The sequence below is a fragment of the Nocardia caishijiensis NBRC 108228 genome, assembly GCF_001612825.1.
Taxonomy (GTDB): Bacteria; Actinomycetota; Actinomycetes; order Mycobacteriales; family Mycobacteriaceae; genus Nocardia; species Nocardia caishijiensis.
Window position 1 is genome coordinate 35,250 of the sequence record NZ_BDBE01000033.1, and the last position, 25,555, is coordinate 60,804.

Genomic DNA, 25,555 nt, shown 5'->3' on the forward strand with positions numbered 1-25,555 from the left:
GCGCGCGCCGGTGCGATACCGGTGCGCCGAAGTGTGCCGTGTTCGTCGACGACGAAGGAGATCTATGTCCGCCCCGAATCTCACCCGCGACCAGGCGGTCGAACGCGCGGCCATCGTGGCCGTGCAGAACTACCGGATCGAACTCGACCTCACCGACCAGCCGCGCGGCGCCGGTTCGGAGGTGTCGGACACCTTCGGTTCCACGACCACCGTCACGTTCACCGCCACCCCCGGCGCGAGCACGTTCATCGACCTGGTCGCGCCCCGCGTGCGCTCGGCCGTGCTCAACGGCACCCCGCTGGACGTGAGCGGCTACGACGAATCGACCGGCATCGCACTGCCGGACCTGGCCGCCACCAACGAGCTCGTCGTCGAAGCCGACTGCGAGTACTCGCACACCGGTGAGGGTCTGCACCGCTTCGTCGACCCAGCCGACGACAAGGTGTACCTCTACTCGCAGTTCGAAACCGCCGACGCCAAGCGCATGTTCGCCTGCTTCGACCAGCCCGACCTCAAGGCCACCTTCGATGTCGTCGCCACCGCGCCCGCCGACTGGCAGGTCGTGTCCAACGGCGCCACCGCCGAGGAGCACAAGATCGGCGCCGTGGTCCGGCACACCTTCGCCACCACGCCGAAGATGAGCACCTACCTGGTCGCGATGATCGCCGGTCCGTACGCGAAATGGACCGACGTGTACCAGGATTCGCACGGCGAGATCCCCCTCGGCCTGTTCTGCCGGGCCTCGCTGGCCGAGCACATGGACCACGAACGGCTGTTCACCGAGACCAAGCAGGGTTTCGCCTTCTACCACGAGAACTTCGGCGTGCCGTACGCCTTCGGCAAGTACGACCAGTTGTTCGTGCCGGAGTTCAACGCGGGCGCGATGGAGAACGCGGGCGCGGTCACCTTCCTCGAGGACTACGTGTTCCGGTCCAAGGTGACCCGCGCGTCCTATGAGCGCCGCGCGGAGACCGTGCTGCACGAGATGGCGCACATGTGGTTCGGCGACCTGGTCACCATGAAGTGGTGGGACGACCTGTGGCTCAACGAATCGTTCGCCACGTTCGCGTCGGTGCTGTGCCAGGCCGAGGCCACCGAATACACCAGTGCCTGGACCACTTTCGCGAATGTGGAGAAGTCCTGGGCCTACCGTCAGGACCAGCTGCCCTCCACCCACCCGATCGCCGCCGACATCCCCGACCTGCACGCGGTGGAGGTGAACTTCGACGGCATCACCTACGCCAAGGGCGCCTCGGTGCTCAAGCAGCTCGTCGCCTACGTCGGTCTGCGACCGTTCCTGGCCGGACTGCGGGAGTACTTCGCCGACCACGCCTACGGCAATGCCACCTTCGACAACCTGCTGTCGGCGCTGGAGAAGGCGTCGGGGCGTGACCTGTCGGACTGGGGTGCGCAGTGGCTCAAGACCACCGGTCTCAACATCCTGCGGCCCGACTTCACCGTCGCGGCCGACGGCACGTTCTCGGAATTCGCCGTCGTGCAGGACGGTGCCGAGCCGGGTGCCGGTGAGTACCGGGTGCACCGGATCGCGATCGGCGTCTACGACGATGTCGACGGAAAGCTGGTGCGTACCAAGCGTGTCGAGCTCGACCTCGACGCCGCCGTGCGCACCGAGGTGCCGGAGCTGGTCGGGGTGACGAGTGGGGCGCTGGTGCTGGTCAACGACGACGACCTCACCTACTGCTCGCTGCGCCTTGACCCCGAGTCGCTCGCGGTGATCGTCGACCGCGTCGGTGACATCGCCGAATCGCTGCCGCGCACGCTGGCCTGGTCGGCGGCCTGGGAGATGACGAGACAGGCCGAGATGAAGGCCCGCGATTTCGTCGCGCTCGTGCAGCGTGGCATCGGCGCGGAGTCCGAGATCGGGGTGGTGCAGCGGCTGCTCATGCAGGCCGCGACCGCCATCTCCAGCTACGCCGAGCCCGGGTGGGCCGAGCAGGAGGGCTGGCCCGGTTTCGCCGACCGGCTGCTCGAGCTGGCGCGCGGCGCCGAGGCGGGGTCGGATCATCAACTGGCGTTCGTCAACGCGCTCACCGGTGCCAAGCTCGACACCCGGCACACCGATGTGCTCGCCCGGCTGCTCGACAGCGACCCGGCCGAGGTCGGGCTGGCGGGGCTCACGGTCGACACCGATCTGCGCTGGCGTGTGGTCACCGCGCTGGCCGCGGCGGGCCGCATCGACGCCGACGGCCTCGAGTCGCCGGTGATCGACGCCGAGCTGGACCGTGATCCGACGGCGGCGGGCAAGCGCCAGGCCGCCGCCGCACGCACGGCGCGCCCGTTGGCCGCGGTGAAGGAACAGGCGTGGAACACGGTGATGGGCGACGACACGGTTCCCAACATCACCGCCCGCGCCATCGTCGGTGGATTCGCTCCTGCGGGTCAGGGCGAGTTGCTCGCGCGGTACGTCGACCGGTACTTCGCCGATGTCCCCGCCGTGTGGGAGCGTCGCTCGAGTGAGGTGGCCCAGACCGTGGTCGTCGGCCTGTACCCGCACTGGGCGATCACCGAGGAGGCGATGGCCGCGGCCGACGAATTCCTCGCGGGCGACCACCCACCGGCTCTGCGCCGACTGGTCTCCGAGGGTCGCGCCGGGATCGAACGCTCTTTGCGCGCACGGGAATTCGACGCCAAGTAGGCACCGAACCGATGGCCCCGATCTCGCCGGATCGGGGCCATCGGCCATTTCGCCACCACGGAACTACTACCGCGAGTAGTATTCGAGGCGGGGGATTTCCTCCATGTCGCACTCCGAAGGAGAAACGAGATGGGAACCATCACGGCCGAGCGCTTCATCGCCGCGCCGATCGAGCAGGTCTTCGAATGGTGCGCCGACACAAGGAATTACGGGCGTTCGTTCTGGGTGCTGCGTAATCGTTGGGTCAGCCACGGAGCGGACGCGCCCTACGGTGTCGGCGCGGTCCGGGAACACCTGTGGTCGATCGGCCGGTTCACCGAGCGGATCACACGCTACGACCCGCCTCGGGCGTTCGACTACCTCGTCGAGCGCAGCTTTCCACCGTCGCGGCACGAGGGCGCGAGCATGACTTTCACGGCGGAACCCGGTGGCACCCGGGTGCGGTGGACCAGCGTCGGTGAGGTGAAGGCTCCCTTCGCGGCGGCGGCGATCACCCGGCTCACCACGCCGATCGCCGCGGCGGTCTTCGGGAACATCCTCGACGCGTGCGCGAAAGACCTCGGGGTGGCCGTCCGCCGCTGAGAACGCGATCGGCTTTCCTGTCTCTCGCCGTCGACCGACCCGAACCAGGTGCGATGCCGTCGGGCTCCTGCGTCGCTCGCTGCTGCGGACAGCATCGGCGGCGAACCGGGTCTCTCCTGCGTCGCTCGCTGCTGTGAGCAGATCTGCTGCGGGCAGCATCGGCGGCGAGAGGTGGTGGGAGCCATGCACCGTGGACGCATGGCACACGACGACAAAGCACCGATGTTCAGTTGGCGGATGCGGGAGCAGTTGTTCGGGCGGCGAATTCTCGTGCTCGACGGTGCGCTCGACGACGACAACGGGACCCTGCTCATCACCCAGTTGCTCACCCTGGCCGCACAGGCCCCCGAGGCCGGGATCTCACTGTGGATCCACTCCCCCGGCGGCTCGGTGCCGTCGATGCTCGCCATCCGCGACGTGATGCGCCTCGTTCCGTGCGAGGTGTCGACCCTCGCACTTGGATTGGCTTGCAGCGCGGGGCAATTCCTGTTGTCCTCCGGGACGCCCGGCAAGCGGTACGCGATGCCGCACGCCCGCATCCTGATGCACCAGGGTTCGGCGGGCATCGGTGGCAGCGCGGTGGAGGTGGAGGTGCAGGCCGACGACCTGCGCTACACCGTGGACACCGTCCTCGGACTGATCGCGCAGGACACCGGCCAGCCCTTCGAGCGCGTCTACGAGGACTCCCTGCACGACCGCTGGTTCACCGCCACCCAGGCCCTCGAGTACGGCTTCATCGACCATGTCGTGGAGTCCTTCGACCAAGTGGTACCCAATCGTCGTCGCATCGGTATCACCGCATGAATTGCCGCTGGCACCAGGTGATCACGCGCGTACATGGGTAACTCACCGGGGACGGGCCGACCCGACCCCTACGCCGACAGCTTGCCGCCGACGCAATCCAGGTGGCAGACGAGTCAGGCCAGAATTCGCGGAGAGGCGGATATGTCCAGCTACACGATTCCGAATGTCGTTTCCCAGCATCGCGGTGGGGAACGCATCACCGACATCTATTCACATCTGCTCAGCGAACGCATCGTCTACCTGGGCACACCCATCGATTCCGGCGTCGCCAACGCGCTCATCGCGCAACTGCTGCACCTGGAGTCCGACAGTCCCGGCCAACCGATCAGCCTTTACATCAACTGCGAGGGCGGCGACCTGTCGGCCATGCTCGCCGTGTACGACACCATGCGGTTCATCAAGGCGCCGGTGCACACCACCTGCGTCGGCCAGGCCATCGCGGTCGGTGCCGTGCTCCTCGCGGGCGGCGAGGCCGGGCACCGGGCCATGCTGCCGCACACCCGCATCGTGTTGCACCAGCCCGCGACTCGTGGACAGGGCACGATCCCCGACCTGATTTTGCAGGCCGACGAGATCGTGCGGATGCGGGCGGCGATCGAGGCGATCCTGTCGAAGCACACGGGTCAGAGCCCGGAGACCTTGCGCCGCGACACCGACCGCGACCGCGTGTTCACCGCTGACACAGCCCTGGAGTACGGGCTGGTGGATCAGGTTCTGCACGAACGGGAATGATCCGGCCGGGCGCTACTGCTTTTCGATGCGGTCGAGGTAGACCCGGCGCACCTTGTCGTCGACCCGGTTGATCGCGGCGTCGTCGTGAGCGGCCTTGCGCACCAACCGGATCAGCGATTCCGGCAGCAGCGTTGCGGCGTTCGCGGCGACACCGGCGTACGACGGGACCGCCGTCTCGGCGGCGCGGCTCCGCACGGTGCGGACCACGGCGGCGGCGATGTCCTCGGGCTCGACCGTCGGCAGGATGCCCACGTCGATCCCCGAGCTGAGTTCGGTGCGCACGGCCGAGGGCAGGACGGTGCTCACGCTCACGCCGGTGCCGTCCATCTCGAGCCGGGTCGCCGCACTGAGCCCGACCACCGCGAACTTGCTCGCGTTGTACACCGCCAGGCCTTTGAGCGGGAACTTCCCGGCCAGCGACGCCACGTTCACGACGTGACCGTAGCCGCGCTCCACCATGCCGGGCAGTGCCAGGCGCATGCCGTGGATGACGCCGTACACATTGACGTCCATGGTGAGCCGGTCGATCCGGTCGGACTGCTCGAGGAACGGCGCGTTGGGCATGACGCCCGCGTTGTTGACCAGGACATCGAGCGGGCCACCGTGCCACTCGGCGGCGGCATCGAGGAAGCGTGCGTAGGAGTCCTTGTCGGTGACATCGAGCGCGTGCCCCATCGCGCCCTCGCCGAATTCGGCCGCGGCCTGCACGACCAGCGCCTCGTCGAGATCGCCGAGCGCCACGCGCGCACCCGCCGCCACGAAAGCACGCGCGGTGCACAGGCCGATGCCTCGCGCCGCGCCGGTGATGGCGACCAGCGCGCCGTCGAGTTCGATTTTCGGATAGCTCATGACAGCACCTCGGTGACAGTGAAATCGGACGGATCGAAAGAACTGACGCGGCTCGTGAGTGCCCCGGTCGACCAGGGCCAGCTGAAGCTGTTGCGCCCGTTCACGTCCAGGTAGTAGCTGCGGCAGCCACCGGAGTTGTAGACGGTGCCCCCGAGCGCGGCCTGTACCTCGTCGACATACCGGGCCTGCACCTGTGGCCGCACGTCCAGCACCGGCCAGCCCTCGCGGCGGGCACGGGTGAGGGCCGAGACCACGAAGCTGATCTGCGCTTCCAGGACGGCGAACGCCGAGGAGTGGCCGGTGCCCAGGCTCGGGCCGAGGATGGAGAACAGATTGGGGAACCCGGTGGTGACGGTGCCGAGGTACGCCTCGGGCGAACCCTTCCAGTGGTCGGCCAAGGAGCGTCCGTCGCTGTCGCGCACGATCTCGCCCAGCGGGGAGTCCAGGATGTGGAAGCCGGTGCCGAGAATGATCGCGTCCACCTCGGCGCTGCTGCCGTCGACGCCGATCACCGTGTTGCCCCGGATCTCGGTGACGGCGGTGGCGTGCACCTCGACATTGGCTTTGACGAGCGACTGGAGGTAGTTGTTGGAGAACAGGATTCGCTTGCAGCCGAGCAGGTAGTCCGGGGTGAGCTTGGCGCGCAGCGCCGGATCACGCACCACCGCACGCAGATACGCCGACCCGATCCCCTGCACCGCCTGCATGAGCGGGCGTGGATGCCGGAAGGCCACCCCGAGGCCCTCCATCATCGCGTACTCGATGCCACGTAAGGCCTTGTGCGCGAACGGGACGCGGCGCATCACCTGCTTCTCGAACTCCGGCACCGGATGGTCCGGCTTTGGCAGCACCCACTGCGCGGTGCGCTGGAACAGGTGCAGCGCGGCGACCTCCGGCTGGATCCGCGGCACGAACTGCACCGCGGAGGCACCCGTGCCGATCACCGCGACCCGCTTGCCGCGCAGGTCGTAGTCGTGATTCCAACGCGCCGAATGGAAGACCTCGCCCTCGAACTCGTCCAGACCGCTGATGTCGGGGAGGCGTGGTTCGTTCCACGGGCCCGCCGCCGACACGACGAAACGCGCCGTGAACTCGCCCGAGGTGGTGTCGAGGCGCCACAGCTCGGCCGCCGCGTCCCACTGGGCGCCGGTCATCGTCACTCCGAAGCGGGTGCGCTCGGCCAGTCCGTGCTCGCGGGCCACTCGGTCGACGTAGGCCAGGATCTCCGGCTGGGTCGCGAACAACCGCGACCACTCCGGGTTCGGCGCGAACGAGAACGAGTACAGCCCCGACGGCACATCGCACGCGCAACCCGGATAGGTGTTGGCCCGCCACGTCCCGCCGAACGTCTCGGCCTTCTCGATGATCACGACGTCGTCGACGCCCGCCTCCCGCAACTTGATGGCGGCACCGACCCCGGACACCCCCGCCCCGATCACGATCACCTCATGGTGCTGAATCATCCGGTTCTCCTTCTTCGCAGAATCTCGGGTCGCTGTGCGCTTGTGTTGCGCACGTGGGATTCGCATGCTCGGCGCCCGGAACCAGGCCGGTAGCCGGGTCGACGATCATCGCGTGCGGCTCGCGGCGCGTCGCGCTTCGTGCACGCGGGCATCGGCGTTGGCGCGGGCGGCGGCGAGGGTCGCCGGGCGACGGCGCGAATCCATGAAATTGGGGCCCATCGCAGCCAGTTCGGCGGGCCCCGGTTCGACGCGGATCACCCGGATGCCGTTGTCGCGCAGGAGCTCCACCTCGCGATCGAGGCCACGGGTCATCTGCGTGCGCAGGAGTCGTTCGACGCGATCGAGGCCGGTCGCCGAGGCGCCGCCCGCAGAGGTCATCGGGGCGATCACCACCACCTCGTCGAGGTCGAGCGGGAGCAGCAGGTCGGCCGAGACCGAGGAGACCGCGCCGCCGTCGACGTAGTCGCGGCCACCGATCCGCACCGGCGGGAACCAACCGGGGATCGCCCACGACGCGGCGATCGCGTCACCGAGGTCGACACCTGTCCGCTGCGACGGATCGGCTTCGAACTCCTTGGCGCCGAAAGTGATTCGTCGGCCGGTCGCGGCGTCGGCGGCCACCAGCCAGGTCGCGGGGTGGTCAACCCATCCGTCACCGCCGACCAGCGCCCGACCGAAGGAACGGAGCCAACTCGCGTCACCGCGGCCGCGCGGCAGGAGCCCGGCCAGCGCGCTGTAGGGCGAGCCCGCGCGCAGACCCGCACCGACCAGGCCGAGGTTCGGCAGGCCGAGACCGGGCAGCGGCGGGAAGCGGCCGGGGTCGACGGCGACGTGTGCCGCGAGGACCGGGTCGGCGCCGGGCTCGGCGTCGAGGGCGGCCAGGAGGTCGGCGGGTGTGCGGCCGGAACCGAGGGCGGCCACGATCTCCGCCCCGGCCGACGTCCCGATCAGCGCGTCCGCCGATCGGGCATCCCAGTCCAGTGCGCGTTCGACCGCGTCGAGGGCGACGGCGGTCCAGGCGAAGCCGAGGACGCCTCCGCAACCGATGGCGAGGCCACGTCGAGTGCTCATATTCCAGATACTAACGGTATTCGAATTCTGTCGGTACCCCTTTTTGCTAAACTGCCGCATATGGCCAGGTTGACGCGCAAAGAGTCCCACGCACGGACGCGGGAACGCCTCGTCGAAACCGCCAAACGCCTGTTCCTGGCCGACGGGTACAACGTGACCTCGCTGGAGAAGGTCGCCGCCGAGGCAGGCTTCTCCAAGGGCGCGGTCTACTCGAATTTCGCCACCAAACACGAACTCGGCCTCGCCGTGCTCGACGTGGTGCACGTGGAGCGGGCCGAATCACTGTCGGCGGCGGTCCTCGGCCCCGACACCATGGCCGACCGCATCGACGGATTCGCCCGCTGGGCCGACGAGAACATCGGCGATGTCGGCTGGACGGCGCTGGAAGTCGAGTTCGCCACCAGCACCCGCCATCTCCCCGAGATCCGCACCGAACTGGCCGAACGCCGCCGCTCCCTCACGGCCGTGCTGGCATCCATCGTCGAGATCCAGGCAGGCGAACTCGGCATCGACCTCCCCATCCCCGCCGACGAAGCGGCCCTGCGCATGCTCTCGCTCGGCATCGGCCTCGGCGTCCAACGCGCCTTCGACCCCGAGATGCCGGTCACCGCCCTGGTCGACATGCTCCGCGAACTGATCGCCCCGATCCGCACCCCCTGAACGCACGGCTGCGCACACCTGCGAAAGTCGAGTGAAAGGTCAGCCGTTCGAGGCAAATGCCCAGTGCCGCAAGGCTACTCATCGAACACGTACTCGAACCGGGGGCAGTAGGTGGCGATAGCGGCGCCGATCGCATAGGCGGCGTCGTCATAGCTGTCGAAATACTCCACAGCGCCCAGAGCCAAGCCCGCCGCGAAGGCCGGGGTCGGGTGAACTTCTTCTTCGAGCGCACCGCAGACCACAGTCTCACCGAAGGCGATCAGGCTGACACTGGTGCCCTGCAGCCTCGTGATTCCACGTTCGCTCAGTACCGCCAGGTAGATTTGGTCATTCTGGTCATCCGACAATGTCGGAGCCGCGTACTCGGTGGTCGGAGCCGCGTACCCGGTGGTCAGTGGGGCATATTCGGTGGTCGGGTCAGCCTCGGTGGCTGGGAAAACCCGGTTCTGGGCAGTCGGCTCGGTGTCACCGCCTACGCCGCACCCCGCGACAAGGGCAACTGCCGCAACAGCTCCGAATGCGCTCACGCGAAGAGTCTTGGGGGTCGGGTAAATGCTCATGACGTGGCTCCGTTGAAAGGCCCCGGCCCTACCCAACTTGTCGCACGCGCTGACGCCACTGTTACGCGTAGTCGATCGAGCTGACCAGCTGCGTCAGGCCGCCATCAGCCGGGCGTTGGGGGCGGTCATGGTGGAGCCCCGCATGGCGGGGGTGGCGATGCGGCGGTCGCCGCCGAGGGTGACGGTTCGGGTGCGCATCGTGGCCGCGACCTGGGCGACCAGGTCGCCGACGGTGGTGCCGAGGGCACCGGCGAGGGCGGCGATCATCTCGCTGGAGGGTTCCTTGCGGCCGCGTTCGACCTCGGAGAGGTATTGGGGGGAGATGCCCGCGCGGCCCGCGGTGTCGACCAGCGTCGAGTGTTGCTCCTGGCGCAGTGTGCGCAGGCGTTCGCCGAGGGCCTCGCGCCACAGCGGTTCGGGGCGTGTCCGCCGCTGCTCGCGCCCGCCCGGGATCACCCGCAAACCTTTGTGCTCGCCCATGGTCCGAGCGTAAGGACTGGCGGCGCGACACACCCGGTTCTTCTGCTGTGGGCGTAACCCGTCAGCGGGTGATGCCGAAGCGGGTGTCGACCCAGCCGAGGGCGTCGGCGAACGACGCGGAGATGATCTCGCTGTGGTCGACGCCGTCGTACTTGCGGTAGTCCACCGACTGACCCCGCATCTGCTGCTGGGCGACCATCGCGTCGGTCGACTTCAACGGCACGGTGTGGTCGTCGCGGCCCTGCAGCACCAGCACCGGTTCGGTGAAGCCGAGTCCGCTCGGGTCGTTGTCGTCGAGGACGCGCAGCAGCCCGGACAGGTCACCGTCGCGGGTGAGGACCTCCTTGACCGACAACCCACCCCACTTGCCCGATTCGTTGAGCCCGGCCGCGCAGTCGGTGTCGGCGAGCGGCAGCATCGACACCGCCCGTTCGGTGAGGAACCGGGCCGGATCCAGGTCGGTGACGGTCTGCGCGCCACGAACCAGCATCGGCAGATACACCGCCAGCCCACCGGTCCCGACCGAGCCGAGCGGGTTCGACACCGCCCACTTCGCCATCCGCACCTGCTCTCCCAGGTGGGAGGCGGGGGCGAGCGCCACCGCACCGAGCAGGTCGACCGCCGGTGCCCAGCCTCCCGACGCGCTCGCGGCGAACAGGGCGGCGTGCCCACCCTGGGAATGGCCCATCGCCACCCAGCGGGTCCCGATGTCACGGTTGAATTCCCTTGCCGCGACGACGATGTCGGCGACGGCGCGCTGTTCGGTCTCCCCGATGAGGTAGCCGTGGCCGCCCGCGGTGCCGAGGCCCTGATAGTCGGTGCGGGCGACCGCGTAACCGGCGGCGACCCAGCGGGCCAGTTCGCCCCTCGTCGGTGACGCCCCGTCGGCTCGCGAGGGCGCGCACACGTCGGCGACACCGTTGGTGCCCGGTGCGAAGGAGATCAGCGGCCAGCCGCCCGGCGGTGGCGTCCCCGGCGGCACCGACACCGTTCCCGAGACGGCGACCGTCGCCCCGTGCGCGTCGATGGAGCGGTAGAGCACCAGTTCGGTGCGTGCTCCCGGTACCGCGTCGGGCAGCGACCTCGTGCGGATCACCGAACCCCGTGCGCCCGGCAGGGTTTCCCCGTCGACGGTGTAGAAGTCCGAGGTCGGCGCACCGGCGGCGGGTTCGGTGTCGCGGAACGAGTCGTCGGCGCAGCCGACGGTCAACGAGCAGGTCGCCGCCACCGCGACGACGATCCGAGCCAGTGCTGTGCGCATGATCCCCCTTCACCGGCGACCGGCCGCGACCGGCCGCGAAAGCCGCCGATCAGGGTACTCGATCACCAACGGACGGCCGGGCGGGTACCCGGCCGTCGCGGGTGGCTCAGTGCAGGGCCCGACCGAGGAAATCGCGGATCAGGGCGGCGATCTCGGGACCGTGCGTCTCGAGGGCGAAGTGGCCCGTGTCGAGCAGGTGCAGCTCGGCGTCGGGGAGATCGCGCAGGTAGGCGCGGGCGCCGTCGGCACCGAAGATCTCGTCGTGCGCACCCCAGGTGATGAGGGTCGGCGGACGGTGCTCGGCGAAGTACTTCTGGAACTCGGGGTAGAGGTCGAGGTTATTCTTGTAGTCGGCGAACAGATCGAGCTGGATCTCCTGGTTGCCGGGACGATCGAGGTAGGCCTGATCGAGGGTCCAGGTGTCGGGGCTGATCAACGGCAGGCGGTCGGCCGGAACGCCATGGGTGTACTGCCATGTCGTGGCGTCGAGCGAGTAGAGCTCGCGCATCTCGGCCTCGTGTCCCGTGCGGTCCTCGGCATGCGCGAACAACGGCTCCCAGAAGGGTGTGAAGCCCTCCATGTAGGCGTTGCCGCTCTGGGTGACGATGGCGGTGACGCGCCGCGGGTCGCGGGCGGCGATGCGCAGGCCGATGGGGGCGCCGTAGTCCTGGATGTAGATCGCGAAGCGGTCGAGGCCGAGGGAGTCGAGCAGGGCGAGGGTGAGTGCCGTGAGATTGTCGAAGGTGTAGTCGAATTCGTCGGCCTTCGGCATTGCGGACTGTCCGAAGCCGAGGTGGTCGGGTGCGATCACGTGGTAGTCGACGGCGAGGGCGGGGATCAGATTGCGGAACATCGCCGAACTGGCCGGGAATCCGTGCAGGAGAACGACAGTCGGTGCCGACGGGTCACCCGCCTCGCGATAGAAGAGGGACTGCCCCTGGATCTGCACCGTGTGGTGACGGACCTGGCTCATGATGATTCTCGCTTTCTCGGTGGGTGTTGCGGAAGGGTCAGACGGTGACCGGTTCGCGGCGGCGAACCGGTGCGACGAGGACGGCGGCGGCCACGGTGAACACCACGGTCAGCGCGAAATAGCCGCGATAGCTGTCGGTGAGGGCGTGGATCACGGCGGCGACGCCGAGCCCGGCGGCGGCCGAGAGCTGGTGGATCACCCAGGCGGGGGCCAGGCTGCGGCCCATCCGCGCCGGGTCGAGACCACGCGACACTATGGCCATGGTGAGCGGGATGACGGGGAAGGAGGCGATGCCGAACAGCACCGCGACCAGCACCAGCGAACCCGGCACGAACACCGCGAGCAGCAACGCGGCGAGTCGCACCACGAACAGGATCCGCAGCAGATCCTCGGGCCGATGACGGCGCAGCAGCGGGACCAGCGCGGCGGAAGTCAGGCCCGCGGCGAGCGCCGCCACCGCGACCAGCCGACCCGCGCCCGTGATCGACCAACCCAGTTCCACCGCGTGCTCGGGCAGCATCAGCACGACCACGTAGAGCGTCGCGGAATGCAATCCGAACGCCACCAACACCTTCCACCGGTCGGCCAGTGACTCGCCCGCTCCCGGCACGGTGTTCGCCTGCTGATCGTCGGGCAACAGCAGCCACAGCACAGCCGTGACGGCCAGACCGACCGCGCCGAGCAGGGCGAAGGTGGCGCGCACGCCGATCGGCTCGAACAACGCGGTCGCCGCCCACGGTGTCACCAGCTGGCCGAGGTTGATGCCGATCGCGGCCCGCGCCATGGCAGGCCCCGCCTGCGCGCCGTGCGCCCGCCCGAGCAGCGTGGTGACGGTGAGCGTGGACGCCGAGGCGAACCCGAGCCCACCGAGCACCATGTAGGCGGCGACGAACTGCCAGGTCTGGGTGACCACGGCGAGCACGAGGTAGCTGGCCGAGATCAGGCTGAGCCCGCCGATCAGTACCTTCTTGGGCCCGAACCGGTCGAGCAGTCGCCCGATTCCCTGCTGGGCCAACCCGGTCACCGCCGTGCCGAGCGCGGCGGCCACGGCCAGCGCGGTCGCCGACACCCCGTACGACGCCGCGGTGGGTGCGAAGAACACCCCCATCGTGAAGTTCAGCCCGAACGAGACGGTCATCGCCGCCAGTCCTGCCCAGGCAAGATTCTCTCGCCGCATGCTCGCCACTTCCTAACCGCTGACAGCTGTTTCAGTGGTTAGAAGTCGACGGCCGCCTGATTGATTCCCTGACGCGGAAGAATTTCTTGCGCCGAAACACGAACGGCGCGTTCACCCCTGGGGGTGAACGCGCCGTCGCGCGGAGAACGGACTAACGGCCGATGGCCGCGGCCATGACACGCACGGCCGAGATGAGACCGTCGATCAGGTTGCCCTGCCGGAACGAGGCCAGCGCGGCGGTGACGCCGAGCTGGCAGATGCGGTCGTTGGCACGCTCGGCCACCGCGGCACCCGAACGGACCTCGACAACACCCTGGTTGGGCGACACCGCGATCAGCACCGAGTCGGCGGACTCGGGCGTGTTCGGCAGCAGCGCGTCGGCGCCCGCGGCCGGGTCGGCGCCGAGGTCGCCGAGGTAGATGTTGAAGCGCACCTTCGTCGCGCGGGTGGCATCGGTGAGCGCGTTGTCGAGCGCGACCCGCTCACGATCGGTGAACGGCACCTCGTCGAACACCGTGCCCGGCTCGTGCACACCGGAGACCCGGCCACTGCTGGTCAGGGCGTACCCGTGCGGCAGGTCGGCTTCGACAACCGCGGGCCAATTAGAACTTGCCACTTGCCCGGCCTCCGATCAGCTCCGCGTGCGCGGGTTCGAGAACCGCATGGCTGCCATGCGGTTCGGCGTGGTGGTGACCGGACGCAGCGGTCACCTCGTCGGTAGCGCTCCACAGCACCGGCGGGTGGGTCCACTTCTGCCCGAGCTCGAAGTGGGCCGGCTTCTCACCGGGCAGTGGCTTACCGAGATAGGACAAACCCGCGATCGCGAAGTAGATCGCGGCCGGGATGCCGACGAAGATCAGCACTGTCTCGAGAATGCTCACGGATCAAACGTTAGACGATGCTGTGTAGTAGTTCGACCTCCGGCTGCCGAAACACCGCGTGTCAGACCAGCCAGGCCGCCGCGTTCGCGGGCAACCGGTCGTCGGCCACCGGCGCACTCGACAGCAGCAACTCCCCCGGCGGCAACTGAATCGGGCCGTCGGACGCGTTGAGCACACACACCAAACCGCCCGGGCGCCGAAACGCCAGACACCCCGTGGGGCTGCCGTACCACTCGATCCGATCGCCCGCGAACTCCGCACGGGTGCCACGCAGATCGATCGCCAGGCGATACAGCGACAACGTCGAGTGCAGGGTTTCCAACTGCGCTTCGACGGTGCGGTCGGCCCACTGGGCGGGCATCGGAAGCCACGGTGTGCCCGAGGTGAAACCGAACGGCGCCGCGCCGCCCTCCCACGGGATCGGCACCCGGCACCCGTCGCGACCACGCTCGGTGTGGCCCGAGCGTTCCCACACCGGGTCCCGCAGCGCGTCCTCGGGCAGATCGTCGACATTGGGCAGGCCCAACTCGGCGCCGTTGTAGACGAAAACCGCACCGGGCAGCGCCAATTCGACCATCATCATCGCCCGCGCCCGCGCCACCCCGGTCTTGCCGCCGCCGTACCGGGTCACCTCGCGTTCGATGTCGTGATTGGACAGCGTCCAGGTGGGCGGCGCGCCGACGGCGCTCACCGCGTCGAGGGAATGGGTGATGGCGGTGCGCACGTCCTCGGCGGCGAAGCCCGCCTCGGCCAGCCGGAAGTTGAACGCCAGGTGCAGTTCGTCGGGGCGCACGTACTCGCCGAAGCGCACATTGTCGTCGACCCACACCTCACCGATCGACACCGCGTGCGGATAGTCGTCGAGCACCGTGCGGATGCGGCGGTGGATGGCGTGGACACCGGGGTTGTTGAAGCGGGGATCGTCGTCGTCGTGCACCAGCATCTTGGTGTCGACGCGCGCCATGTCGGGCAGGCCGTCGGGTTTGGCCATGCCGTGTGCCACGTCGAGCCGGAAGCCGTCGACCCCGCGATCGAGCCAGAACCGCAGCGTCTTCTCGAAATCCGCGGCCACCTCGGGGTTGTCCCAGTTCAGGTCGGGCTGTTCACGCGCGAAGATGTGCAGGTACCACTGCCCGGGGGTGCCGTCGGGTTCGGTGATCCTGGTCCAGGCCGGGCCGCCGAAGATGCTCGGCCAGTTGTTGGGCGGCTCGGCACCGTCGGCGCCCCGGCCGTCACGGAAGATGTAGCGGGCCCGCTCGGGGCTGCCCGGCGCGGCTTCGAGCGCGGCCGCGAACCACGGATGCTCGGTGCTCGTGTGGTTGGGCACCAGATCCATCGTGACCTTGATCTCGCGATCGTGGGCCTCGGCGATGAGTCGGTCCAGCGCGTCGAGACCGCCGAAGAGCGGGTCGATGTCGCGCGGATCGGACACGTCGTAACCACCGTCGGCCTGCGGCGAGCGCATCACCGGACAGATCCACAGCGCGTCGACCCCCAATAGCTCGAGGTAGCCCATCTTCTCGCGCACACCGCCGAGGTCGCCGACACCGTCACCATCGGAGTCGGCGAACGAACGCGGATAGACCTGATAGAACACGGCGGTTTTCCACCACGGAGCGGTGCTGTTGTCCCCCGGCACCGGCGAGGCAGGTGTCTGTGTCACAACCGCAATATTGCCAAAGTCCGCCGACAATATTCACTCGGCGCGGGACTTTCTTCGAATCCGGCAAATCGCCAGCGTTCGCCACGCCGGACCGAAACATCGCGGTAAACCAGGCCGCAGGTCCGAAATCGGGCCGCTACCTGGTGGTCATCAGCGAATCCCGGGCGTCCCGGGGTCAGTGCGGCGCGTTCTGGAGCGAAGCCGCTGCCATCTGGAAGTAGTCCAGCATCGCCTTGCGATGTTCGGCGTCCAGGATCGACGGCTCGATCTCGTCGACCGCGATCCGCATGCAGCGCAGCCACGCGTCGCGCTCGAGCGCTCCGATGACGAACGGATGATGACGCATCCGCAGCCGCGGGTGGCCGCGCTCGTCGGAGTAGGTGCGCGGCCCGCCCCAGTACTGCTCGAGGAACAACCGCAACCTGCGCTCGGCGGGCCCGAGATCCTCCTCCGGGTACAGCGGGCGCAGGATCTCGTCGGCAGCGACCTCGCGATAGAACACCGACACGATGCGGCGGAAGGTCTCCGCGCCACCCACCGCGTCGTAGAACGAGGTCGTTGTCTGCTCACCTGAAGTCACGCGCTCCATTGTGCCCCGAGCGCGCGCCGGGCCTTCAATCACAGTTCACCCGAAAGTTTGAAAAATAACCGTGCAATACCGGCCCAACCGTGGTCAACTGGGGGACAGTATCGACCCCAGATACCACATGATCCTGCCAATCATGAAATTGAGGTCACACAATGAAGCAGCGGCCAGGCGCCAGGTCACACGAGGCGCGCGCGCACCGACAACTCCAGCCCGCCGACGTCCACAATCGTGGCTCGGGGGCTACTCCGCTGCACATCTTGTCCGATCACCATCCGGGCGCACACGGTCCGCACGACCTGCCGCATCGCCCCGCGCCACTGCATCTCGCCGGCGATCACGACGCCGCCGCCTGGCGTAAACGCCGGGTCCTGCTTCTCAACGCCACCTACGAACCACTCACCGCACTGTCCGCTCGCCGCGCCGTCGTTCTGCTGATCTGCGCGAAAGCCGACGCGGTCCACGACGATCCCGCCGCCCCGGTCCTGCATTCGGCAGGCGCGGCGGTAGCCATTCCCTCCGTGATCCGGTTGCGCACCTACGTGCGCGTCCCCTACCGCGCTCGGGTGCCGATGACCCGTGCCGCACTCATGCACCGCGACCGCTACCGGTGCGGATACTGCGGCGGCAAAGCCGAGACCATCGACCACGTCGTCCCGCGCAGCCGCGGCGGGGAGCACTCATGGGAGAACTGCGTGGCCAGCTGCGCGCCGTGCAACCATCGCAAAGCCGACAAGATGCTGACCGAACTGGGCTGGACGCTGCGTCATCAGCTGGTCTCGCCCAAGGGTCCACACTGGCGGTTGCTGTCCACCACCGCCGACCTCGACCCGCTCTGGCTGCAATACCTGGGCGAAGGGGCGGCCTGATCAGGCGCTCTCGATGACCATCGTGGCCCACGTGCCCGGCTCGAGAGCTTCGAAGACGTGCGGCAGATCGCCCAGGTAGCGGATGTAGTCGCCTGGGCGCATCTCCACGGGTTCGTCGGCGGGACCGACGATGGCGTGCCCGGCGGCGAGCACCACATGCTCGACGACTCCGGGCGTGTGCGGTTCCGAACGGCGGATCTGCCCGGGTTCGGCCGCGATCCGGTACACATCGCAGCGCGTGTGTGACTGGCCTGCCGCGAGCAAGGTGACCCGGTAGTCGGCGTCGGCCGACGGCACCGGCGACCCCTCCTCGGCGCGGATCACCTGCACATTCGGGCGTGGCGGGTCGAGCAGACGCGAGAACGGCATCTCCAGCGCGACACACAGCGCCCACAGGGTTTCCAGGCTGGGATTCCCGGTGCCCGATTCCAATTGCGAGAGTGTTGACTTCGCCACACCGGCGCGGCTGGCGACCTCGGTGAGCGACAGGCCCGCGCGGGCGCGTTCACGTCGTAGGGCCGCCGCGATCACCGCTTGGGGTGGTCCGGCGACCGGGTCCTGCCGGTCCATCGACGCCTCCTGGGAGCTGTTTCCGCGTTGACTTTACCGACCCGCCGCGTTCACTATGAAAAACATGCGTTCGATCTGGCGAACACTCGATCGGCGGACCTCCGCCGCTGTGGCCGCGGCCTGTCTGGCCGTCGGCCTGTTCGGCGTCTCCTACGGCGCCTCGACCATCGCGGCCGGATTCCCGGTGTGGATGCCGATCGTCGCCGCCGTGACGGTGCTCGCCGGTGGCTCCGAACTGCTGTTCTTCGGGATCGTCGCCGCCGGAGGCAGTCCGCTCGCCGCCGTCGTCGCCGGGCTGCTGCTCAATGCCAGGCATCTGCCTTACGGGCTGGCCGCCCCCGACGTGTTCGGTCACGGCTGGCGGCGCCTGCTCGGCATCCACGTCCTCAACGACGAGTCGGTGGCCTTCGCGACCGCGCCCGGCGCTCGGGAACGCAAGCGAGCGGCGTACTGGGCGTGCGGAATCGGGGTGGCCCTGTGCTGGCCGCTCGGCGCGACCCTCGGCGCCGCCCTCGGTTCCCTCGTCCCCGACACCTCCGCGCTGGGCCTCGACGCGGTGTTCCCGGTCATCCTGCTCGCACTCCTGCTGCCCGCGCTGCGTGATCGAGCGACGCTGCGGCCGGTGCTGGCCGGGGCCGGGCTGGCAGTCGCGATTGCGCCATTCGTGCCGGCCGGTTTGCCGGTGTTGATCGCGCTGATCGGGTTGGTGCTGGCGTCCCGGCCTGTGAAGCCGTCGGATTCCGCAGCGGCACAGCCGGAGAGCGTCGGTGGTGTCGGCCACGCGGAAGTCGACGCGGCGGGGGCGACACCACAGCGCGTCCCGGAGGCCGGCTACGCGGAAGCCGATGCACCGGACGCCACAGCCTTGGCGGCACCACAAGCTCTCCGATCGGCTCGCCATGCCAACGTCGGCGCTCGGGGCGTGGTTTCAGCGGTGGACGATGGTTGCGTAGCAGGCATCGGCGCGGCGGGTGCCTGCGTGCTGCCGGGCGGGTGGGTCGCCGCCGACTCGGATTGCTGCCCAGCTGCGGCGTTCTCGCGCGGGGGTGCGTCGTGAACGCGCCCTACCTGGTGCCCGCGATGATGGCGCTGGCGGTCGGCACCTATGCGCTGCGGTGGGCGGGGCCCGCGTTGCGGGATCGAATCCGGTTGTCGGCGCGCACTATTGCGCTGCTCGACACCGGGGCGTTGATTCTGCTGGCCGCGCTGGTGGCGACGGCGACGTTGCCGACGGGCACCGGGGAACTCGGGGTCGCCTTGCCCGCCGGGGTGGCGGTCGGCGGTGTGCTCGCCTGGCGACGGGCACCCTTGCTCGTCACGGTGATCGCCGCAGCCGCCACGACCGCACTGCTTCGGCTCGTCGGCGTGCATTGAACCGAGCCCCACCCGCGCCGCGCGATCGGCCGAGGGGCGTAGCGCCGGCCGACGGCAAGGTGCCGGCCCGTGGCAGAGTGCCGCCCGGTGGCGTAGCGCGACCCAGTGGCGTAGCGCGGCCCAGCGGCAAAGTACCGACCGATCGCAATACGCAGCCCGATCACCTCGCATGGCGCTCGGGTCGAATTCGGCACCTGCGTGCCTGCGGGTTGGCGTCGAGCGCCGATGCGTGTGAGTTCAGCTGGGCGACAGAGGGATTCCGCCGCCCAAGCGGCGAGCCACGGAACCGTAGCGGGCGTCGAGGCGTAGCCAGGTGCGGGTGGCACGGACACGGACCAATTCGGTGGGCTGGATGCGTCGCGCTTCGGCCTTCTCCCCCGCGTGCGGGATGAAATCCATGGCGGTGAGGGCGAAGACGACGCGCATGGGCACCTGCACCTCGAGGTCGTCGGCGCCGGTCACCGTGAGCACCGACTGATCGAGCAGCGAGGCGGGCGGGCCGTGGACGCCACCGTGTTCGCGGGCCAGATCGGCACCGCGCTCGGCCAATTCGACCAGGGCGCGGGCGGGCACGTCATCGACGTGGGCGAAGCCGTCCATCGGGGGCAACGCACCGCGCCACGCCGAGTCCATCGAGTAGCCGAGGTCCACCGGGTGTCCGGTGCGCAACCCCGCCAGCACGGTATCGGCGCCGACCGTCACATCGTCGACGCCGAGTTCGGCGGTGATTGTGCGCACCGCCAGCGTCTCGAAACCCGTTGCCACCCACGCCGATACGAGACTCGACCCACGCTTGCGCAACCGCACGACCGCCGCCTGGTCCAGGCGCAACGCACGGCTGAGGAAAGTGGCCAGGTTCTCGCGTTCGGCCGGATCGGGCGTATGCAGCACTCGCTGTTCGGAACTCACGAAATCAGGCCCGCCACAACGCGAGGTAGTCGCGTTCGGTGTCGCTGAGCCTGCGCAACCGTTGGGTGTCGATATCGAACGCGGCGAGCTGGGTGGTCGCGGTGACCGCGGGCGGCGAGTCCGGCGCGGCACCGCTGGCCCGCACCTCGTAGCCCACGGTGAAGTCGACGGCGCGCAACTGCTTGATCCACATGGCGATATCGAGCGGGGTGTCCTCGTGCCGCAGTTGCCCCCGGTACTTCACGTGCAGGTCGACGAGCACGCAACCCTGCCTGCCCATCGACGCGGTCGGCTTGTCGTCGTCGAACAACCACGGAATCCTGGCCTCTTCCAGCAAGGTCACCATGCGGGCATGATTCACGTGCTGGAACACGTCCATATCCGACCAGCGGATCTCGACCTTCGCGTGGAAACGCTGCGGCAGCACCAGCTGTGCCTCGGGCGCGGCGATGCTGCCGTTCGGCGAACTCGTCACCGTGGTACCTCCGATTGGGCGCCCACCCCGCTCACCATGCTCCGCACCTGTCGCGCGGCGACCGACAGTGTGGCGAGGTCGTGGGTCCCGGACTCGAACAGTTCCGACAGGGCAGCGCGCGCGCGACCGAGCCGGGACTGGTTCTTCGACTCCCAGTATGCAATTTTCTCGTCGGGCGTCTCCTCCGGGTCGCCCGCCGAGAGCACATCGAGGGTCAGCGAGCGCAGCGAACCGTACATGTCGTCGCGCAGCGCGAGCCGGGCCAGCGCGTGCCAGCGGTCGCCGCGCTCGAGGTGGCTCACCGCCTCGAGCAGCCAATCGATCTTGAGGTGCTCGTTGAGCGCGTAGTAGAGCGCACCGACTTCGGCTCCGTCACGGTCGGTGATGTCGGCGATGTCGACCACGTCGAGCAGCGGGAACAGACCGAGCAGTCCGAACACCTCGGTGGCCAGTTCGGTCGGCGCGCCGCGCGCGATGAGTTCGGCCGCGCCCTGGGTGAGCGAGGTGACGTGGTGCCCCCGCAGCCACCCGGGCACCTGCGGTGCCAGCTCCTGTACCCGCCGGTGGTAGCGGTTGATCTCCGCGCCGACAGCGATGGGCTGCGGGCGGTTGCTCAGCAACCAGCGCGAGGCCCGGTCGAGCGTGCGCTTGGACTCCAGTTCGAGCAGGTCGCACACCGAGGCCGGGGCGTCGGCGCCGCGGATCCGCGACCACACGTCGTGCAGCTGGAAGATCTCCGTCGCCGCGGCGAAGGCGCGCACCGTGTCGGAGGTGGACGCGCCGACCTCTTCGTTGAGCCGGTGGGCGTAGGTGATGCCGCCGTAGTCGACCACCTCGTTGACGATCATCGTGGTGACGATCTCGCGGCGCAGCCGGTGCTTCTTGATCTCGGCACCGAACCGTTCGCGCAGGGGCGTGGGGAAATACAGCGGCAACCGACCCGCGAAGGCCGCGCTGTCGGGCAGGTCGGTGTCGAGCAGGTCGGCCTTGAGTCCGAGCTTCACGTGGGCGAGCAGGTTCGCCAGCTCCGGTGAGGTGAGCCCGGCGCCCTCCTCCTCGCGCTGCTTCAGCTCCGCCTCGGTCGGCAGGGCCTCGAGCTCGCGGTCCAGGCCACGACGCTGTTCGAGGTCGGCGATCACGCGGGCGTGCACGCTGGCCATCTGCGCCGCGTCGGTGCGCGCGATGCCGATCAGGAAGTTCTGGTCGACGTTGTCCTGCAACACCATTCGCGCGACCTCCTCGGTCATCGAGGCGAGCAACGGGTTGCGGTCCTGCGGGGCGAGCGCGCCCGCGCTCACCACACCGTCGAGCAGCACCTTGATGTTGACCTCGTGGTCGGAGCAGTCGACGCCCGCCGAATTGTCCAGGGCGTCGGTGTTCATCTTGCCGCCCGCACGGCAGAACTCGATGCGACCGAGCGCGGTGGCACCGAGGTTGCCGCCCTCACCGACCACCTTGACGCGCAACTGGTTGCCGTCCACCCGGACCGCGTCGTTGGACTTGTCGCCCACCTCGGCATTGGTCTCGGTACTGGCCTTCACGTAGGTACCGATACCGCCGTTCCACAGCAACTGCACCGGCGCGAGCAGGATGGCGCGCACCAGTTCCGGCGGCGACAGCGCCTGCACCGCGTCGGGCAGGCCGAGCGCCGCCCTGGCCTGCGGCGAGATCGGCACCGACTTCACGGTGCGTTCGAAGACGCCGCCGCCCGCGCTGATGAGGTTGCGGTCGTAGTCCGCCCACGACGACCGCGGCAGCGCGAACAGCCGCTCCCGTTCCGCGTAGGACGTGGCCGCGTCGGGGTTCGGATCGAGGAAGATGTGCCGGTGGTCGAAGGCCGCGACCAGCCGGATGTGCCGCGAGAGCAGCATGCCGTTGCCGAACACGTCGCCGCTCATGTCGCCGACGCCGACCGCCGTGAAATCCTGGCTCTGGGTGTCGATCCCCATCTCCCGGAAGTGCCGCTTCACCGACTCCCACGCACCCTTGGCGGTGATACCCATGGCCTTGTGGTCGTAACCGGCCGACCCGCCGGAGGCGAAGGCGTCGCCGAGCCAGAAGCCGTAGCGCGCGGCCACGTCGTTGGCGATGTCGGAGAAGCTCGCCGTGCCCTTGTCGGCGGCCACCACAAGGTAGGTGTCGTCGCCGTCGCGGCGGACCACCCGGTCGGGCGGCAGCACGGCACCGGTGGCCAGATCGACATTGTCGGTGACGTCGAGCAGGCCGGAGATGAACGTGCGGTAGCAGTCGACGCCCTCGGCGATGCTCGCCTGGCGGTCGACGGTCGGGTCGCCGGTGGCGGCGGGCGGCCGCTTCACCACGAAGCCGCCCTTGGCGCCGACGGGCACGATCACCGCGTTCTTCACCGCCTGGGCCTTCACCAGGCCGAGGATCTCGGTGCGGAAGTCCTCGAGCCGGTCCGACCAGCGCAGACCGCCGCGTGCCACCGAACCGAAGCGCAGATGCACACCCTCGACCCGGGGCGAGTACACGAAGATCTCGAATTGCGGTCGCGGCTTGGGCAGTTCGGCGATCTCGCGCGGCTCGACCTTCAGCGACAGGTACCCGCGCGGCGCGCCGTCGGCGTCGACGACGTAGTTGTTGGTGCGCAGGGTGGCCTTGACCAGACCGAGGATGGCGCGCAGGATGCGGTCGGCGTCCATGCTGACCACCTCGTCGATGCCGGTGCGCACGCGCGATTCCAGTTCGGCGGCGTGGTCGGCCGACACGGTGTCGGGATCGAAACGCGCGGCGAACAGGGCGACGACATCGCGTGCCACCTCCGGATGCGCGAGCAGGACGCGGGCGATATTGACCTGACTGTAGGGAAAACCCGCCTGCTGCAGGTACTTCGCGTAGGCGCGCAGGATGGCGACCGAACGCCAGGGCAGGCCCGCCCGCAGGACCAGTTCGTTGAGACCGTCGGCTTCGGCACGGTCGTACCACACCGCCGCGAACGCCTCGGTGAAGCGGGCGCGCAACCCGTCGGCCTGACCGGGGTGCTCGAGCAGTTCCGCGTCGAGATCGCCGCCGAGGGCGTTGCGCAGCAGCTCCGGACGCGCCTGCAAGCCGAAGTCGTAGATCCAGCGCTCGGTGCCGCCGTCGAGTTCGAGCTGGTAGGGCCGCTCGTCGACGACCTCGACACCCAGGCTCTGCAGCACCGGAAGCACCTGGCTCAGCGACACACCACGCCCGGCGATGTAGAGACTGAACCGCCACGAACCGGGCTCGGCCTCGCTGCGGCGGTACAGGTGTTGGTCGATGCCGCCCTCGGACAGCCGCTCGAGGCGGGCGATGTCGGCCAGGGCACGCGCGGGCGTGAAGTCTTCCTTGTAGCTTTCCGGCAGCGCCTTCGCATACCGCGACACCACGGCGGGATCGAGCACGGTCGACGACGCGACCTCATCGCCGATCCGGTCGTCCCAGGAGTGGCTGGCCGCGTTCAGCAGCGCCTGCAGGCGGCGCCGGTTCTCCTCGGAGGTGTCGGGAGCGGCCTGCCCGGTGGCCGCCTCGCTCGGCAGCATCACCGTGAAATACACACTGGCGAGCTCACTTTCGCTCACCCGCGCCGAATAGTCGATATCGACGCCGCCGAGTTCACGCACCAGGATGGACTGCATCTCCAGCCGTACCGCGGTGGTGTATCGGTCGCGTGGCAGGTACACCATGCAGGCCACGAACCGACCGTAGGCGTCGCAACGCAGGAACAGCCGCACCTGCCTGCGCAGGCCGACGCCGAGGACCGCGACGGCGGTGCGGCGCATGGTCGCGGTGTCGGCGGAGAACAGTTCGGTACGCGGGAACGACTCGATCACCTCGAGCATCGCCTGCCCGGAGAACGAATCCTTGTCGAACCCCGCGGCCTCGATGGCGGTGCGCACGCGGCGATTGATGACGGGGATGTCGAGGACGTTCTCGTGCACGGCGCTCACGGTGAACACACCGATGAACAGGTGCACACCGACCACGGCACCCGCGTCGTCGACATCGGCGACACCGATGAAGTACGGGTACACCGAGCGGTGCACGGTCGCGCGCACCAGACCCTGCGTGAGCATCAGCAGCGGGCGGTCGCCGCCGTTGATCGGCACCTGGAAGTCGGTGCCGATATCGGGCCGCAGCACGCCGAGGCTGGTTCCCGGTACCCGCGCGGAGACGGTCCGGCCGTCCTCGGTGGCGCGCTGGTAGCGCGCGTAGCCGAGCAGCGTGAAGTTGCCGTCGGCCAGCCAGCGCAGCAGTTGGGCGCAGTCGGCCAGGTCGACCGGTGGGAAGGGCGCGGCGCCCGCGCCTGCGGTCCGGTCGAGATGATCGGCGAGCGAACTCTGCACCTCGACCATCGCCTCGGTGTCGTCGATCACCTGGCGCACGTCGGCGAGGACCTCGGGCAGGGTGCGGGCGATCTCGTCGAGCTCGGCCTGCCCGGTCGACGGGTGCAACTGCAGGTGCATCCACGACTCGGCCAGCCCCTCGGCACCGTTGCCGTCCACCTCGTGCGGCGCCGCGCCGACGAGCGTGCCGTCGGCGTCGCGGGTGACCTCGAAGATGGGGTGGATCAGCTCGCTCACGCTCACCTGCATGCGACCGAGCGCCGCCGTGATCGACTCGACCAGCAGCGGCATGTCGTCGGTCACCACCTGCACGGCCGCGCCCATCCCCGACCCGTCGTCGGGATGATGCACCTCGACCAGGGTTTTCCCCGGCTGACGCACGGCGGCGAGTTCCATGTGGTGGCGGAAGATCTGGGTGATTCCGGTGATCGGAAAATCCACGTCCCCCGCGTCGACGTGTCGGAAATACGCCTCCTCGAGTGTCGCGAGATCGTCGCGCAAACTCGGTGGCATTCCCGCCGCCCAGCCCGCACTCGACATTTCCGACGAGACCGTCATCTTTCGCCTGCTCCCATGTTTCGGTTGGCTTCGATTCCGTAAAGTCCGGTGACGCGATTCCGAGACTAACGCCG

Annotated in this window: 24 protein-coding genes; 8 read left to right on the top strand and 16 right to left on the bottom strand. The window is 68.9% G+C overall.

Annotated features, from left to right (window positions below):
• Positions 1-64 precede the first annotated feature (64 nt).
• The 4 genes from pepN to NC7_RS17370 all read left to right on the top strand — a co-directional run bounded on the left by pepN (position 65) and on the right by NC7_RS17370 (position 4,774).
• The gene (gene pepN, locus NC7_RS17355) at positions 65-2,656 is read left to right on the top strand and encodes an aminopeptidase N (protein WP_067984369.1); all 2,592 of its coding nucleotides are present in this window, start codon (positions 65-67) and stop codon (positions 2,654-2,656) included.
• A gap of 129 nt (positions 2,657-2,785) precedes the next feature.
• Entirely contained in the window at positions 2,786-3,238 is a 453-nt protein-coding gene (locus NC7_RS17360; protein WP_067984371.1) for an SRPBCC family protein, read from the top strand.
• A 198-nt stretch (positions 3,239-3,436) separates the two neighbouring features.
• On the top strand, positions 3,437-4,042 hold the full coding sequence (locus NC7_RS17365; RefSeq protein ID WP_067984697.1) for a ClpP family protease: 606 nt from the start codon (positions 3,437-3,439) through the stop codon (positions 4,040-4,042).
• A 141-nt stretch (positions 4,043-4,183) separates the two neighbouring features.
• Positions 4,184-4,774, top strand: coding sequence for a ClpP family protease (locus NC7_RS17370; RefSeq protein WP_067984373.1), 591 nt, complete (start codon positions 4,184-4,186; stop codon positions 4,772-4,774).
• A 12-nt stretch (positions 4,775-4,786) separates the two neighbouring features.
• On the opposite strand, the gene NC7_RS17375 is transcribed toward NC7_RS17370, so the two are convergent.
• The 3 genes from NC7_RS17375 to NC7_RS17385 form a co-directional block, all read right to left on the bottom strand.
• Positions 4,787-5,623, bottom strand: a complete 837-nt coding sequence (locus NC7_RS17375; RefSeq protein WP_067984375.1) for an SDR family oxidoreductase — start codon at positions 5,621-5,623, stop codon at positions 4,787-4,789.
• Positions 5,620-7,086 carry a flavin-containing monooxygenase gene (locus NC7_RS17380; RefSeq protein ID WP_067984377.1) on the bottom strand — a complete coding sequence of 489 codons (1,467 nt, stop codon included), beginning with the start codon at positions 7,084-7,086 and terminating at the stop codon, positions 5,620-5,622. The genes NC7_RS17375 and NC7_RS17380 overlap by 4 nt, the downstream gene beginning before the upstream one ends.
• Before the next feature lie 105 nt (positions 7,087-7,191).
• The gene (locus NC7_RS17385; protein WP_067984379.1) at positions 7,192-8,157 is read right to left on the bottom strand and encodes a patatin-like phospholipase family protein; all 966 of its coding nucleotides are present in this window, start codon (positions 8,155-8,157) and stop codon (positions 7,192-7,194) included.
• Between the two features lie 60 nt (positions 8,158-8,217).
• Between NC7_RS17385 and NC7_RS17390 the strand changes: the two genes are divergently transcribed.
• Positions 8,218-8,817 (top strand): TetR/AcrR family transcriptional regulator, encoded by a 600-nt coding sequence (locus NC7_RS17390; RefSeq protein ID WP_067984381.1) that lies wholly within the window; start codon positions 8,218-8,220, stop codon positions 8,815-8,817.
• A gap of 74 nt (positions 8,818-8,891) precedes the next feature.
• On the opposite strand, the gene NC7_RS17395 is transcribed toward NC7_RS17390, so the two are convergent.
• The 9 genes from NC7_RS17395 to NC7_RS17435 form a co-directional block, all read right to left on the bottom strand.
• Entirely contained in the window at positions 8,892-9,377 is a 486-nt protein-coding gene (locus NC7_RS17395) for a DUF732 domain-containing protein (RefSeq protein ID WP_157102051.1), read from the bottom strand.
• 93 nt (positions 9,378-9,470) lie between these two features.
• On the bottom strand, positions 9,471-9,857 hold the full coding sequence (locus tag NC7_RS17400) for a helix-turn-helix domain-containing protein (RefSeq protein WP_067984385.1): 387 nt from the start codon (positions 9,855-9,857) through the stop codon (positions 9,471-9,473).
• Positions 9,858-9,918: 61 nt separating this feature from the next.
• Positions 9,919-11,118, bottom strand: coding sequence for a lipase family protein (locus NC7_RS17405; protein ID WP_067984387.1), 1,200 nt, complete (start codon positions 11,116-11,118; stop codon positions 9,919-9,921).
• A 106-nt stretch (positions 11,119-11,224) separates the two neighbouring features.
• Positions 11,225-12,091, bottom strand: a complete 867-nt coding sequence (locus NC7_RS17410) for an alpha/beta fold hydrolase (RefSeq protein ID WP_067984389.1) — start codon at positions 12,089-12,091, stop codon at positions 11,225-11,227.
• Between the two features lie 37 nt (positions 12,092-12,128).
• Complete coding sequence (locus NC7_RS17415) at positions 12,129-13,268, bottom strand: MFS transporter (RefSeq protein ID WP_084458558.1); 1,140 nt, start codon at positions 13,266-13,268, stop codon at positions 12,129-12,131.
• 151 nt (positions 13,269-13,419) lie between these two features.
• Positions 13,420-13,884, bottom strand: coding sequence for a DUF5130 domain-containing protein (locus tag NC7_RS17420; protein ID WP_067984395.1), 465 nt, complete (start codon positions 13,882-13,884; stop codon positions 13,420-13,422).
• Positions 13,871-14,149, bottom strand: coding sequence for an aa3-type cytochrome oxidase subunit CtaJ (ctaJ, locus tag NC7_RS17425; protein ID WP_067486150.1), 279 nt, complete (start codon positions 14,147-14,149; stop codon positions 13,871-13,873). The genes NC7_RS17420 and ctaJ overlap by 14 nt, the downstream gene beginning before the upstream one ends.
• A 61-nt stretch (positions 14,150-14,210) precedes the next feature.
• Positions 14,211-15,812 (bottom strand): glycoside hydrolase family 13 protein, encoded by a 1,602-nt coding sequence (locus NC7_RS17430; RefSeq protein WP_236573552.1) that lies wholly within the window; start codon positions 15,810-15,812, stop codon positions 14,211-14,213.
• Positions 15,813-15,987: 175 nt separating this feature from the next.
• On the bottom strand, positions 15,988-16,401 hold the full coding sequence (locus tag NC7_RS17435; protein WP_067984396.1) for a globin: 414 nt from the start codon (positions 16,399-16,401) through the stop codon (positions 15,988-15,990).
• Between the two features lie 152 nt (positions 16,402-16,553).
• On the opposite strand from NC7_RS17435, the gene NC7_RS17440 reads away from it, so the two are divergent.
• Positions 16,554-17,267: an HNH endonuclease gene (locus NC7_RS17440; protein ID WP_236573554.1), complete on the top strand. Its 714-nt coding sequence runs from the start codon at positions 16,554-16,556 to the stop codon at positions 17,265-17,267.
• On the opposite strand, the gene NC7_RS17445 is transcribed toward NC7_RS17440, so the two are convergent.
• The gene (locus NC7_RS17445) at positions 17,268-17,837 is read right to left on the bottom strand and encodes a helix-turn-helix domain-containing protein (protein ID WP_067984399.1); all 570 of its coding nucleotides are present in this window, start codon (positions 17,835-17,837) and stop codon (positions 17,268-17,270) included. It lies immediately after the preceding gene.
• Positions 17,838-17,901: 64 nt separating this feature from the next.
• Here NC7_RS17445 and NC7_RS30425 point away from each other — a divergent pair, with 64 nt between their 5' ends.
• On the top strand, positions 17,902-18,894 hold the full coding sequence (locus tag NC7_RS30425; RefSeq protein WP_157102052.1) for an AzlC family ABC transporter permease: 993 nt from the start codon (positions 17,902-17,904) through the stop codon (positions 18,892-18,894).
• Positions 18,891-19,211, top strand: coding sequence for an AzlD domain-containing protein (locus NC7_RS17455; RefSeq protein ID WP_067486144.1), 321 nt, complete (start codon positions 18,891-18,893; stop codon positions 19,209-19,211). Before NC7_RS30425 ends, NC7_RS17455 begins: the two co-directional genes overlap by 4 nt.
• Positions 19,212-19,448: 237 nt before the next feature.
• Here the strand turns inward: NC7_RS17455 and NC7_RS17460 are convergent, their stop codons facing one another.
• From NC7_RS17460 to NC7_RS17470, 3 genes are read right to left on the bottom strand one after another with little or no spacing between them, the layout of a single operon-like run.
• Positions 19,449-20,120, bottom strand: a complete 672-nt coding sequence (locus NC7_RS17460) for a DUF8185 domain-containing protein (protein WP_067984401.1) — start codon at positions 20,118-20,120, stop codon at positions 19,449-19,451.
• 4 nt (positions 20,121-20,124) lie between these two features.
• The gene (locus tag NC7_RS17465) at positions 20,125-20,550 is read right to left on the bottom strand and encodes an acyl-CoA thioesterase (protein WP_067984703.1); all 426 of its coding nucleotides are present in this window, start codon (positions 20,548-20,550) and stop codon (positions 20,125-20,127) included.
• A gap of 41 nt (positions 20,551-20,591) precedes the next feature.
• Positions 20,592-25,481, bottom strand: a complete 4,890-nt coding sequence (locus NC7_RS17470; protein ID WP_067984403.1) for an NAD-glutamate dehydrogenase — start codon at positions 25,479-25,481, stop codon at positions 20,592-20,594.
• Between the last annotated feature and the right edge of the window lie 74 nt (positions 25,482-25,555).